The organism is Mycobacterium sp. NTMscope_Eco_3 (assembly GCF_976985685.1).
In genome coordinates this window covers 3882660-3895449 of the sequence record NZ_CDRJYZ010000001.1, presented here as the reverse complement: position 1 = coordinate 3895449, position 12790 = coordinate 3882660, and the positions used below count along the sequence as shown (strand labels likewise).

The window sequence follows — 12790 nt, the reverse complement described above, 5'->3', positions numbered from 1 at the left end:
TCCGGCGTTCACCGCCCGCAGAGCTTGCGCGCCAGGCTTTCCCACGCGTCGCCCAACGTCGCCAGGGTGTGACCGCGCTCGGTCAGCTGATGCTCGACGTAATCCACGTCCAGCAACGCGAGCAATGCGTCGGTCTGGGCATCGAGGTCGCCGGTGGTCTTCGCCGAGGCCAGCACCACGCGCACGTGCCTGCGCAGGACGGCGGCCGCCGGCGCGTGACGAGTCCGCGGGTCGCGGTTGGCCGCGGACAGCAGCGCGCGGTGGGTGTGGGCGAAGCACATCCGTTCCCGGCCGAAGGCCACGAGCCGATCCAACGGCGGGGCATCCGGCCCCAGCGGCGGCGGACCGAACAGGAACGCCTCCTGGCTGGCCCGTTCGTCCTCGTCGAGCAGCACCATCATCAGGCCGGCCCGGCTGCCGAACCGGCGGAACAGCGTGCCCTTGCCGACGCCGGCGGCCGCGGCGACGTCGTCCATGGTGACGGCGTCGGCCCCGCGCTCGGCGACCAGGCGGCGCGCCGCATCCAGCAGCAGCGCGCGGTTGCGCACGGCGTCGCCGCGCTCCCGCGCCGGCAGCTGCGGGATGCACACGGGCAGCTCGCCCGACCGTTCGACGTCGCTCACCCCTGCACTTTAACGCTCACGGAATAAATCGGACCACAGTCCGTTTAGGTCGTGCGAGGATGTATACCAACGACCGAAGGGAACTGCGAGAAGTGGCAATCACAATCTTGGCGTTAGTGGGAAGCCTGCGGGCGGCGTCGATCAACCGTCAGATCGCCGAATTGGCGCGGGCCGTCGCCACCGACGGCGTCACCGTCACGCTCTTCGAAGGGCTCGGTGACCTGCCGTTCTACAACGAGGAGATCGACGACGCGATGAACGCCGACGCGCCGCCGCTGGCTCCGGTGGCCGCGTTGCGCGCCGCGGCGGCCGACGCCGACGCCGCTCTGGTGGTCACCCCCGAGTACAACGGCAGCATTCCGGCGGTCGTCAAGAACGCGATCGACTGGCTGTCGCGCCCCTTTGGCGACGGCGCGCTGAAAGGCAAGCCGCTGGCGGTCATCGGGGGATCCTTCGGCCGGTACGGCGGGGTGTGGGCGCACGACGAGACCCGCAAGTCCTTCGGCATCGCCGGCGCGCGGGTCGTCGAGTCGATCAAACTGTCCGTGCCGTTCACCACGCTGGAAGGCAGGGCCCCCGCCGAGGATGCCGAGCTCTCGGCGAACGTGCGCGATGTGGTGGGCAAGCTCGCCGCCGAAGCCGGCTGATTGGCCGAAGTCGACAAGCCGGCCGGGAGGCGACCAGCGAGGTTGTCGTTGCCGAATAGCCAAAGCCGCCAGCGTCGTCTGGCGGCTTTGCTAGCTGTCGGTGTGCGCGCCGCGGGCGGCGGGGCGAAACCGGGTTGTCGGTGGCCGCTGCTATACCCATACACGGAGGCGCCTTCGTCTCGGCGTGTGATCTGCGACACGCCGGGGCGGGTGTCTGAATTTGTTCGACACAGGCCTTACGACCAGGGAATTTCAGAAATGTTATTCAGAACATCTTGTATCTCGACATCTTGTCAGCCACTAGGTGTAGTGTTTCGATGCACCGGCGGATCCCAGGATCGCCAAGCCAGCCAGGCTCGGTGAACCCCCGAAATCGGCGCGAAGTGGTCGAAGACAGGTCTTCGGCACTGGTCGCCGCACGACGGGAATCTGGGCGCCTGCCGGATCGCTGAACCTAGCAAAGACGCAGTCCAAAAGTAGTTGCCAGTCCATTGGGTCCCCCTCTTCCGCAAAGGAGCGGCATTCTATGAGCATCACCGTGTACACCAAGCCGGCATGCGTGCAGTGCAGCGCCACCTACAAGGCGCTGGACAAGCAGGGCATCGTCTACGACAAGGTCGACATCACGTTGGACTCCGAGGCGCGTGATTACGTGATGGCGCTGGGCTACCTGCAGGCTCCCGTCGTGGTGGCGGGCAACGACCACTGGTCGGGATTCCGGCCCGATCGCATCAAGGCGCTCGCCGCGGTGGAACTCAGCGCGTAAGGCAAGACGTTAGGTAAGGAGGTTGCGGCACCATGGGGCGCAACCTGGTCTATTTCTCCTCCGTGTCGGAGAACACCCACCGCTTCGTGGAGAAGCTGGGGATTCCCGCCACGCGGATACCGCTGCACGGCCGTATCGAGGTGGACCAGCCCTACGTCCTGGTGCTGCCCACCTACGGCGGCGGCCGGGCGACTCCTGACCTCAACGCCGGCGGCTATGTCCCCAAACAGGTCATCGCCTTTTTGAACAATGAACACAACCGTTCGTTGATCCGCGGCGTCATCGCCGCGGGCAACAACAACTTCGGCGCCGAATTCGCCTACGCGGGTGACGTGATCTCGCGCAAGTGCGGCGTTCCGTACCTCTACCGCTTCGAACTAATGGGAACCCAGGACGACGTGGATGCCGTCCGCGCGGGCTTAGCCGATTTCTGGAAGGAACAGACGTGTCAACAACCGTCGCTGCAGAGCCTGTAACCACCGGAGCCCACGCGTTGCCGGGGGAGACGGACTATCACGCGCTCAACGCGATGCTGAATCTGTACGACGCGGACGGCAAGATCCAGTTCGACAAGGACCGCGAGGCCGCGCACCAGTACTTCCTGCAGCACGTCAACCAGAACACGGTGTTCTTCCACAATCAGGACGAGAAGCTCGACTACCTGATCAAGGAGAACTATTACGAGCGCGAGGTCCTCGACCAGTACAGTCGCAACTTCGTCAAGACGCTGCTGGACCGGGCCTACGCCAAGAAGTTCCGTTTCCCGACGTTCCTGGGGGCGTTCAAGTACTACACCTCCTACACACTGAAGACGTTCGACGGGAAGCGTTACCTCGAGCGCTTCGAGGACCGCGTCGTCATGGTGGCGCTGACGCTGGCCTCCGGTGACACCATCCTGGCCGAAAAGCTCGTCGACGAGATCATCGACGGCCGTTTCCAGCCGGCCACCCCGACGTTTTTGAACTCGGGCAAAAAGCAGCGCGGGGAACCGGTGAGCTGCTTTCTGCTGCGCATCGAAGACAACATGGAGTCCATCGGGCGATCGATCAACTCCGCGCTGCAGCTGTCCAAGCGTGGCGGGGGAGTTGCGTTGCTGCTGAGCAACATTCGCGAGCACGGCGCCCCGATCAAGAACATCGAGAACCAGTCCTCGGGCGTCATCCCGATCATGAAGCTGCTCGAGGACTCGTTCTCCTACGCCAACCAGCTCGGTGCCCGCCAGGGCGCGGGCGCGGTGTACCTGCACGCGCACCACCCGGACATCTACCGGTTCCTGGACACCAAGCGCGAGAACGCCGACGAGAAGATCCGCATCAAGACGCTGAGCCTGGGCGTGGTGATCCCGGACATCACCTTCGAGCTGGCCAAGAAGAACGAGGACATGTACCTGTTCTCGCCGTATGACGTCGAGCGTGTCTACGGTCTGCCGTTCGCCGACATCTCGGTCACCGAGAAGTACTACGAGATGGTCGACGATGCCCGCATTCGCAAGACCAAAATCAAAGCGCGCGAGTTCTTCCAGACGCTGGCCGAGCTGCAGTTCGAATCCGGCTACCCGTACATCATGTTCGAGGACACGGTGAACCGGGCCAACCCGATCGACGGCAAGATCACCCACTCGAACCTGTGCTCGGAGATCCTGCAGGTCTCCACGCCGTCGGTGTTCAACGACGACTTGTCGTATGCCAAAGTGGGCAAGGACATTTCGTGCAACCTGGGGTCGCTGAACATCGCCAAGACGATGGACTCGCCCGACTTCGCGCAGACCATCGAGGTGGCGATCCGCGCGCTGACGGCGGTGAGCGATCAGACGCACATCACCTCGGTGCCCTCAATCGAGCAGGGCAACAACGAGTCCCACGCAATCGGGCTCGGCCAGATGAACCTGCACGGCTACCTGGCCCGCGAGCGCATCCACTATGGCTCAGAAGAGGGCGTCGACTTCACCAACATCTACTTCTACACCGTGCTCTACCACGCGCTGCGCGCGTCGAATCGCATTGCGATCGAACGGGGAAGCAAGTTCGGTGGCTTCGAGAAGTCGAAGTACGCCTCGGGTGAGTTCTTCGACAAGTACACCGAACAGGTGTGGGAGCCGGCCACCCCGCGGGTCCGGGAGATCTTCGCCGAGGCGGGCATTCGCATTCCGACGCAAGACGATTGGCGGCGGCTGAAGGAGTCGGTGCAGACGCACGGCATCTACAACCAGAACGTGCAGGCCGTCCCGCCGACGGGGTCGATCAGCTACATCAACCACTCGACCAGCTCGATCCATCCGGTGGCGAGCAAGATCGAGATCCGCAAGGAAGGCAAGATCGGCCGCGTCTACTACCCGGCGCCGTATCTGACCAACGACAACCTGGAGTACTACCAGGACGCCTACGAGATCGGCTACGAGAAGATCATCGACACCTACGCCGCGGCGACGCAGCACGTGGATCAGGGACTGTCGCTGACGCTGTTCTTCAAGGACACCGCCACCACCCGCGACGTGAACAAGGCGCAGATCTACGCCTGGCGCAAGGGAATCAAGACGCTGTACTACATCCGCTTGCGCCAGCTGGCGTTGGAGGGAACAGAGGTCGAGGGCTGCGTGTCCTGCATGCTGTAGGGCACCGACGCACTCTCGGGGAGTGCTTTAGAGGTTGTCGGCGCCCCAGCCGGCAAGCCGGTGTTCGCGCTCGGCGGCATCGATGTCTTCGACCCTCGTCATGATCGACCAGCGGTGCCCGAAGGGGTCGACGATTGAGCCGAACCGGTCGCCGGTGACGAAGGTCTGGGCCGCCTCGCGTACCGTCGCGCCCGCCCTCTGGGCCCGCGCCAACACGTCGTCGACGTCGGTGCAGTACAACGCCATCGAATGGGTCACCGATTCTGTCCGGCCGGGGGCTTCGAGGTGATAGCCGGGGTTGGGATCGGCCAGTTGCAACCTGCCGTGGCCGAAGTCCAGCTCCGCGTGCGCGATCGTGTCATTCGGCCCGGCCATCTTCTCGACGAGTGTCGCACCGAAGACGTCGACGTAAAAGTTGATGGCGGCTTCGGCGCCATCGACGACCAAGAACGGGGTCAAACTCGTGTAGCCCTCGGGAATCGGTTGCTCAGTCATGGCAACCAGCTTGGCTAGATTCGTGATGTGCAGGCTTGGAAAAACGCGCCACAGGCGATTGGTCCACAGCCGGGCGTGGTCGGGCGCGCGGGGAGCGCAACGGCGTTCGACCTCCGTCGCCAAGCGCCGTCGGAGGCCGCCGCCAAATTCGTCGAGCATTTTTGGTCGGTGTGCTGGGATCTGACCGGCCAGCCGCCGCGTGAAAGCCAAGTGATCACTTTCCCGTCGATCAACCTCAGCCACGAGTGGGGCACCGACTCCCCGCGCCATGGATTCGCTTTGCCCGCCACCCTGGTACACGGTGTCGTCGAGAGGGTCTTCACCATCACGTTGTCGGGGCGCGGTGCGGTTGTCGGTGCGCGTTTCCGCGCCGGCGGGTTCGCCGCCCGATTCGGACGCGACGCGGCTGCGCTGACCGGCCGAATCGTTCGAGTCGACGATGACTTGTTCAGCGGTCCAATGCTTTTCGATGACGACATCGAGCTCGCCGCCGCGCAACTGGACACGGCGATCGGCGCCGCAACGGTCTCCGACCCGACCTACGAGGCCCTCACGGCGCTGCTACGGCGGATGCACGACGACGACGCTTTGCACCGCGTGGAACAAGTGATGACTTGCTCGCCGTGGAGCGCGCGAACCACTCAGCGCGTGTTCCGGCGCTACGTCGGTGTGCCGGTCAAATGGGTGCTGTGCCGTTACCGCCTGCAGCAAGCTGCGTTGGCGATCGAGAGCGATCGTCGCGTCGACTTCGCCGAGCTGGCCGTCCGCCTCGGCTGGTACGACCAGGCGCACTTCACCAACGAGTTCCGGTCGATGCTCGGCTGCAGCCCCGGGGAGTACGCCCAGCGGCACCGTTAACCGCGGTGTCCTCGTCCCGCCAGTCTGCCCAGGTCAGAAGCCGCGACGGGGTAAAGTGCGTTTCGTGGTGAGAATGCCTCGACCCTCTAGGCCCCACCCGGCCGCCAAGCCGGGGGCCAAGGTCGACGCGCGCAGCGAACGCTGGCGCGAGCACCGCAAGAAAGTGCGCAGCGACATCGTCGACGCGGCGTTCCGCGCCATCGACCGGCTCGGACCCGAACTGTCCGTGCGGGAAATCGCCGAAGAGGCCGGCACCGCCAAACCGAAGATCTACCGGCATTTTCACGACAAGTCCGACCTGTTCCAGGCGATCGGGGAGCGGCTGCGCGACATGTTGTGGACGGCGATCTTTCCATCCATCGACCTGAAGACCGACTCGGCTCGCGAGGTGATCCGGCGCGCCGTCGAGGAGTACGCCAACCTGGTCGACAAGCACCCCAACGTGCTGCGGGTCTTCATCCAGGGCCGTTCCGCGGCAAGCCCACAGATCCTCAACGAGGGCCGAGGTATCACCCTGGCCGTGGCCGACATGTTCGACAACGAGCTCCGCGAGATGGAGCTGGACCACGCGGCCGTCGAGCTGGCCGGGCATGCGGCGTTCGGCTCGGCCGCGTCGGCCACCGAGTGGTGGCTGGGTCCCGACCCCGACAGCCCTCTTCGCATGCCGCGCGAGCAATTCGTGGCCCACCTCACGACGATCATGATGGGGGTCATCGTCGGCACCGCCGAGGCGCTCGGCATCCGCATGGACCCTGACCAGCCGATCCACAGCGTGGTCCCGGCCAACCGCGCCGCGGGCTGACCTTTGGCACGTTGACATCGCCCTGGCGATCGTCAACACTCGTCCCAACCGATACCCTGGGTACTGGGTATCTGCGCCAGCGGGGCGGCTACGGCCGAGGATGCCAGCGAGCGCCGACCCGAGACTGGCCCGACGAGAAAGACCGATCGACCGTGACCGACGTCGTGACACACACCGAGACCGCACCCGTCCCCGCGGCCAAGGCCCCGAAGCCCGTCCACACCCGCGCCGTCATCATCGGGACCGGGTTCTCCGGCCTGGGGATGGCCATCGCGCTGCAGAAGCAGGGGGTGGGCTTCGTCATCCTGGAAAAGGCCGACGACATCGGCGGCACCTGGCGTGACAACAGCTATCCCGGGTGCGCCTGCGACATCCCGTCGCACCTGTATTCGTTTTCGTTCGAGCCCAAGCCGGACTGGAAGAACCCGTTCTCCTATCAGCCCGAGATCTGGGACTACCTCAAGGGGGTCACGGAGAAGTACGGGCTGCGCCGCTACATGGAGTTCAACTCGTTGGTGGACCGGGCGCACTGGGACGATGAGGAGCACCGCTGGCACGTGTTCACCGCCGACGGGCGTGAATACGTCGCGCAGTTCCTGATTTCGGGTGCCGGCGCGCTGCACATCCCGTCCATGCCCGACATCGAGGGTCGCGACGAATTCGCCGGTGCCGCTTTCCATTCCGCGGAGTGGGACCACAGCATCGACCTGACCGGCAAGCGGGTGGCGGTGATCGGGACCGGCGCCAGCGCGATCCAGATCGTGCCGGAGATCGTCGGGCAGGTCGCCGAACTTCAGCTCTACCAACGCACCCCGCCGTGGGTGGTGCCGCGCTCGAACCCCGAGATCCCGCCGGCGGTGCGCCGCGCCATGGAGAACGTGCCCGGCCTGCGGGCGCTGGTGCGACTGGCCATCTACTGGGGCCAGGAGGCGCTGGCCTTCGGAATGACCAAGCGGCCCAACCTGCTCAAGTTCATCGAGGCGTACTGCAAGTACAACATTCGTCGATCGGTCAAGGATCGGGAGTTGCGCCGCAAGCTGATTCCCAACTACCGCGTCGGGTGCAAGCGAATCCTGAACTCCTCCACCTATTACGGGGCGGTGGCCGACCCGAAGACCGAACTGGTCACCGACCACATTTCGCGGATCACGTCCGACGGCATCGTCACCGTCGACGGCACGCACCGGAAAGCCGATGTCATCGTGTACGCCACCGGTTTTCACGTCACCGACTCCTACACCTACGTCCAGATCAAGGGCCTGCACGGCGAGGATCTGGTGGACCGCTGGAATCGCGAGGGCATCGGCGCCCACCGCGGGATCACCGTCGCCGATGTGCCCAACCTGTTCTTTCTGCTGGGCCCCAACACCGGGCTGGGGCACAACTCGGTGGTGTTCATGATCGAGTCCCAAATCCGTTACGTCGCCGACGCGATCGCCACCTGCGACAAGCTGGGCGCGCAGGCGCTCGCCCCGACCCGCGCCGCCCAGGACGCGTTCAACGACGAGCTGCAGCGCAGGCTGGGCCCGTCGGTGTGGAACAGCGGCGGCTGCAGCAGCTGGTATCTGGACGAGCACGGCAAGAACACCGTGCTGTGGGGCGGCTACACCTGGGAGTACTGGCGGGCGACCCGCTCGGTCAAGCCTGCGGAATACCAGTTCTACGGCGTCAGCACGGGCAGGCACGCGGCCCCCGTGCGAAGTTGAACCACACCGTTTGGGGGTTTTGGCCGCCGCCCGGCGTTACAGTTTCAGGGAAATGAGCGCCTATCAGACCGTCGTGGTCGGCACCGATGGCTCGGACTCGTCGCTGCGCGCGGTGGATCGCGCAGCGGCGATCGCCGCGGATCACGGCGCGAAACTGATCGTTGTGACGGCGCATCTCCCCGTCCCCCAGGAACGCGGCCGCTACGCCATCCCGCCGGGGAGCGACCACGGCCAGGACTATCGGACGGTTGGGGAGGCCCCGTACTACGCGATCCTGCAGAACGCCAAGGAACGGGCGCACCAAGCGGGGGCCAGGAACGTGGAGGAGCGGTCGATCGTGGGTGCCCCGATCAACGTGCTGGTGCAGCTGGCCGAGGAGGTCGGCGCCGACCTGATGGTGGTGGGCAACGTCGGGCTCAACAGCGTCGCCGGGCGGCTGCTGGGATCGGTCCCGTCCGAGGTCTCCCGCAGGGTCAAGACCGATGTCCTGATCGTCCACACCGCCAACTGAACCATCGCTTCGAATCAGTTGAGCAGCTCCGTGAAGGCGCGCGCGGCCGCGTCGACGCCGGCGGCGTCGTCGGTGGCCACGAGATCCAGTAGCAGGCCGCGGATTACGGCCAATCCCAACCTGGCCAGGGCGGGGTCGGACGCGGCGCCGGCGACGGTCGCGGCCTCTTCCAGCCACCCGTCGACGGCGCCGGGAACCATTGCGGCAAAAGGCTTTTCGCCCTGGGCGGCGCGGGCGTAACACTCGAAGAAGAGACGCTCGAACTGTCGCAGTTCGGGCCGACGGAGATCTGCCCACATGGCGGCGAAGCTCTCGGCCGGGTCGGTGGGCAGTTCGGCCAGCAGCCCCATCTGGCGGCGCTCGACCTCCTCGACGATCGCCACAAGCATGTCTTCACGAGAACCGAAGTGGTGCAACAACATTCGGTGGCTCGTGCCGACCGCGTCGGCCACCGCGCGCAGCGACCGGTCGCCGATGCCACCGGCGGCGAACTCGGTGACGAGGGCATCGAGGAGTTGGCGGCGCCGCTCGGTGTCAGGGGTGCGCGCCATCGGCGCGGCTGAGTTGCTCGGAGCGGGCCTTGAGGCCTTCGGCCTCGAGTTTGAGGTATCGCTGGGTCATCGATCGCATGAGCCGTCCGACGAGGGCGCCGAGCACGCCGTTCTGGTCGATGCGCTGGCGCACCAGGGTGCCCCCGCCCGGCTGGGGGATCACGTCGTGGCGGGCGCTGGCCGTCGCGCCGGGAGCGCGCTGCACCCACGTCCAGGACGTCCCCGGGTCGAGTTCGGTGATCGTCCACACCAACTTCGACATGCGTGGCTGTTTGATCGCGAACCGCCCGCCGACGGCGAGGCCGGGCCCGTCCACCGCGGCCAGCGACGTCACCGACGCCGTCCATTCGGGCCAGCGCTCGACGTCGCTGAAGACCTTCCATACCAGGTGCGCCGGCGCGTCGATCTCGACGCTGTCTTCGGTAATCATGTACCAAATGGTACATCTTGTGCCCGGTTTTGCCCACGCCGCGCCGGCCGACGCGCGCATACTGGAGAAGGAAGTAAATCCGGCGGCCCGCGGGCGTCCGCGACACGCACAAACACAACTTCTTGTGTTGCGCTCGGTTGTCGTACCCCAGGGGTAGTGTCTGGAGCCTGACGTCCCTCAGGCAAAACGGCGTGTGAAGCGGGGTTCTGGTGACCGAGAACATGAAGCTGATTGACCGCGTTTCGGCGATCAACTGGAACCGGCTGCAGGACGAAAAGGACGCGGAGGTGTGGGACCGGCTCACCGGCAACTTCTGGTTGCCCGAGAAGGTGCCGGTGTCCAACGACCTGCCGTCGTGGGGCACCCTGACCGCCCACGAAAAGCAGATGACCATGCGGGTGTTCACCGGCCTGACGTTGCTGGACACCATCCAGGGCACGGTCGGGGCGGTCAGCCTCATTCCCGACGCGCTGACCCCGCACGAGGAGGCCGTCTACACCAACATCGCGTTCATGGAGTCGGTGCACGCGCGCAGCTACAGCAACATCTTCTCCACGCTGTGCTCGACGGCCGAGATCGACGACGCGTTCCGCTGGTCGGAGGAGAACCCCAACCTGCAGCGCAAGGCCGAGATCGTCATGCAGTACTACAAGGGCGACGAACCGCTCAAGCGCAAGGTCGCCTCCACGCTGCTGGAGAGCTTCCTCTTCTACTCCGGCTTCTACCTGCCGATGTACTGGTCGAGCCGGGCCAAGCTGACCAACACCGCCGACATGATCCGGCTGATCATCCGCGACGAGGCCGTCCACGGCTACTACATCGGCTACAAGTACCAGCGCGGCCTGGCGCTGGTCGACGACGCACGCAAGCAGGAGCTCAAGGACTACACCTACGAATTGCTCTTCGAGCTCTACGACAACGAGGTGGAATACACCCAGGACCTCTACGACGAGGTCGGGCTCACCGAGGACGTCAAGAAGTTCCTGCGCTACAACGCCAACAAGGCGCTGATGAACCTCGGCTACGAGGCGCTGTTCCCGCGCGACGAGACGGACGTGAACCCGGCGATCCTCTCGGCGCTCTCACCCAACGCCGACGAGAACCACGACTTCTTCTCCGGTTCGGGCTCGTCGTACGTGATCGGCAAGGCCGTCGTCACCGAGGACGAGGACTGGGACTTCTGAGCTGAGCGGTTTGTGAACGCCGCGTGAATTGTGGCCGGGGCGCGGCGGCCCGGTGGCGCCGGCGACCGAATAGCCGGGACACTGGTGGGCGTGGCGATTACCCCATCCTCTACGGCCGCTTTTTTCCGTTCGGTGATCCAGTGGCTGCAATGCGGCTACCCCGACGGCGTCCCCGGACCCGATCGCGTCCCGCTGTTGGAGCTGCTGCGCAGCACGCCCCTGACCGAGGACCAGATCAAGGAAGTCGTCGACGCGATTGACGAGGAAACCAAGCCGGGCGACGAGATCAACCGCGACGTGATCGCCGATTTCATCTCCGACATGACCCACTACGACGCCGGTCCGGAGAACATCGCGCGGGTGGCGGCCCGGCTGGCCGCCGCGGGTTGGCCGCTGGCGGGCATCACGCACCCGACCGACGCGGCCGAGGACCCCGGCGCGGCCAACGGCAAGCCCGAACCGGCCCCCAACACGGTTTCCTGAGCCGCTACAGCTTCGAGATGTCGATGACGAAGCGGTAGCGGACGTCGCTGGCCAGGACGCGCTCGTAGGCCTCGTTGATGTAGTCGGGGTCGATGACCTCGATTTCGGGCGTGACGTTGTGTTCGGCGCAGAAGTCCAGCATCTCCTGGGTCTCGGCGATCCCGCCGATGTTCGACCCGGACAGGCTGCGGCGCGCCAGCGCCAGCGGGAACGCCCCCACCTCCATGGGGTGCTCGGGGATGCCCAATTCGACGAGGGTGCCGTCGACGTCGAGCAGGCTCAGGTAGTCGTTGAGATTCAGGTTCGCCGAGACGGTGTTGAGCATCAGGTCGAAGCTGCTGCGCAACTTCTTGAAGGTCTCGCGGTCGGCGGTGGCGTAGTAATGCTTGGCGCCCAACCGCAGCCCGTCTTCCATCTTCTTCAGCGACTGCGACAGCACGGTGACCTCGGCGCCCATCGCCGCGCCCAGCTTGACGCCCATGTGCCCCAGACCGCCCAGGCCGATGATCGCCAGTCGCGTGCCAGGCCCGGCCTTCCAGTGCCGCAGCGGAGAGAACAGCGTGATGCCGGCGCACAGCAGCGGCGCCGCCTTGTCCAGCGGCAGCGAGTCGGGGATGCGCAAGACGAAGTTCTCGTCGACGACGACCGCCTGGCTGTAGCCGCCCTGCGTCGACGTGCCGTCCTTGTCGATCGAGTTGTAGGTGAAGGTCGCGCCGTTCTTGCAGTACTGCTCGAGCCCGGCGTCGCAGCTGCTGCACTGGCCGCAGGAGTTCACCATGCAACCCACACCGACGTGGTCGCCCACCTTGAACTTGGTGACCTCGGCGCCGACCTCGGTCACGACGCCGGCGATCTCGTGGCCCACGACCACGGGGTAATTCGGTGTGCCCCATTCGCCTTTGGCCGTGTGGATGTCGGAGTGGCAGATGCCGGCGAACCTGATGTCGATGGCCACGTCGCGCGGGCCCGGGTCGCGCCGCTCGATGGTGGTCTTGGTCAGCGGTCCGGTCGCCGACGTGGCGGCGTATGCCGAAACAGTGCGCATGAATTTCCCTCTTCGGTCTGATGGCTTCGACCAAAATTTTAGCTAGGGTAACGTTCTTCCGCCAACTATCGGGGCGAA

15 protein-coding genes are annotated in these 12790 nt (G+C 65.5%); 10 read left to right on the top strand and 5 right to left on the bottom strand.

From position 1 onward, the window contains the following. Window positions 1–8: 8 nt before the first annotated feature. Window positions 9–623, bottom strand: a complete 615-nt coding sequence (locus AC0KTM_RS17890; protein ID WP_225326508.1) for a TetR/AcrR family transcriptional regulator — start codon at window positions 621–623, stop codon at window positions 9–11. Between the two features lie 92 nt (window positions 624–715). Here AC0KTM_RS17890 and AC0KTM_RS17885 point away from each other — a divergent pair, with 92 nt between their 5' ends. From AC0KTM_RS17885 to nrdE, 4 genes are all read left to right on the top strand, one after another. Next, window positions 716–1270, top strand: a complete 555-nt coding sequence (locus tag AC0KTM_RS17885) for an NAD(P)H-dependent oxidoreductase (protein ID WP_225341130.1) — start codon at window positions 716–718, stop codon at window positions 1268–1270. Between the two features lie 526 nt (window positions 1271–1796). Further along, window positions 1797–2036: a redoxin NrdH gene (locus AC0KTM_RS17880; RefSeq protein WP_064936759.1), complete on the top strand. Its 240-nt coding sequence runs from the start codon at window positions 1797–1799 to the stop codon at window positions 2034–2036. 32 nt (window positions 2037–2068) lie between these two features. Then, window positions 2069–2512 (top strand): class Ib ribonucleoside-diphosphate reductase assembly flavoprotein NrdI, encoded by a 444-nt coding sequence (gene nrdI / locus AC0KTM_RS17875; RefSeq protein WP_225326510.1) that lies wholly within the window; start codon window positions 2069–2071, stop codon window positions 2510–2512. A 17-nt stretch (window positions 2513–2529) separates the two neighbouring features. Continuing rightward, window positions 2530–4647: a class 1b ribonucleoside-diphosphate reductase subunit alpha gene (gene nrdE / locus AC0KTM_RS17870; protein ID WP_472417500.1), complete on the top strand. Its 2118-nt coding sequence runs from the start codon at window positions 2530–2532 to the stop codon at window positions 4645–4647. A 27-nt stretch (window positions 4648–4674) separates the two neighbouring features. On the opposite strand, the gene AC0KTM_RS17865 is transcribed toward nrdE, so the two are convergent. Then, a complete protein-coding gene (locus AC0KTM_RS17865) occupies window positions 4675–5142 on the bottom strand; it encodes a VOC family protein (protein ID WP_238956567.1) in 468 nt (155 codons plus the stop codon). Window positions 5143–5169: 27 nt separating this feature from the next. Between AC0KTM_RS17865 and AC0KTM_RS17860 the strand changes: the two genes are divergently transcribed. The 4 genes from AC0KTM_RS17860 to AC0KTM_RS17845 all read left to right on the top strand — a co-directional run bounded on the left by AC0KTM_RS17860 (window position 5170) and on the right by AC0KTM_RS17845 (window position 9019). Beyond that, complete coding sequence (locus AC0KTM_RS17860) at window positions 5170–6000, top strand: DUF6597 domain-containing transcriptional factor (protein WP_472416290.1); 831 nt, start codon at window positions 5170–5172, stop codon at window positions 5998–6000. Window positions 6001–6073: 73 nt separating this feature from the next. Continuing rightward, entirely contained in the window at window positions 6074–6802 is a 729-nt protein-coding gene (locus AC0KTM_RS17855) for a TetR/AcrR family transcriptional regulator (RefSeq protein WP_255640590.1), read from the top strand. Between the two features lie 152 nt (window positions 6803–6954). Next, a complete protein-coding gene (locus AC0KTM_RS17850) occupies window positions 6955–8508 on the top strand; it encodes a flavin-containing monooxygenase (RefSeq protein ID WP_238956566.1) in 1554 nt (517 codons plus the stop codon). A 52-nt stretch (window positions 8509–8560) separates the two neighbouring features. After that, the gene (locus AC0KTM_RS17845; RefSeq protein WP_225326515.1) at window positions 8561–9019 is read left to right on the top strand and encodes a universal stress protein; all 459 of its coding nucleotides are present in this window, start codon (window positions 8561–8563) and stop codon (window positions 9017–9019) included. 14 nt (window positions 9020–9033) lie between these two features. Here AC0KTM_RS17845 and AC0KTM_RS17840 read toward each other — a convergent pair whose 3' ends face one another. Both AC0KTM_RS17840 and AC0KTM_RS17835 read right to left on the bottom strand, forming a co-directional pair. Further along, window positions 9034–9570: a TetR family transcriptional regulator gene (locus AC0KTM_RS17840; protein WP_238956565.1), complete on the bottom strand. Its 537-nt coding sequence runs from the start codon at window positions 9568–9570 to the stop codon at window positions 9034–9036. Further along, window positions 9554–10000 carry an SRPBCC family protein gene (locus tag AC0KTM_RS17835; RefSeq protein ID WP_238956564.1) on the bottom strand — a complete coding sequence of 149 codons (447 nt, stop codon included), beginning with the start codon at window positions 9998–10000 and terminating at the stop codon, window positions 9554–9556. The genes AC0KTM_RS17840 and AC0KTM_RS17835 overlap by 17 nt, the downstream gene beginning before the upstream one ends. Before the next feature lie 209 nt (window positions 10001–10209). Here AC0KTM_RS17835 and nrdF point away from each other — a divergent pair, with 209 nt between their 5' ends. Next, a complete protein-coding gene (nrdF, locus tag AC0KTM_RS17830; RefSeq protein WP_225326518.1) occupies window positions 10210–11184 on the top strand; it encodes a class 1b ribonucleoside-diphosphate reductase subunit beta in 975 nt (324 codons plus the stop codon). Between the two features lie 132 nt (window positions 11185–11316). Further along, the gene (locus AC0KTM_RS17825) at window positions 11317–11667 is read left to right on the top strand and encodes a DUF3349 domain-containing protein (RefSeq protein WP_225326589.1); all 351 of its coding nucleotides are present in this window, start codon (window positions 11317–11319) and stop codon (window positions 11665–11667) included. 4 nt (window positions 11668–11671) lie between these two features. Here the strand turns inward: AC0KTM_RS17825 and AC0KTM_RS17820 are convergent, their stop codons facing one another. Further along, window positions 11672–12712 carry an NAD(P)-dependent alcohol dehydrogenase gene (locus AC0KTM_RS17820; RefSeq protein ID WP_238956563.1) on the bottom strand — a complete coding sequence of 347 codons (1041 nt, stop codon included), beginning with the start codon at window positions 12710–12712 and terminating at the stop codon, window positions 11672–11674. Window positions 12713–12790 lie beyond the last annotated feature (78 nt).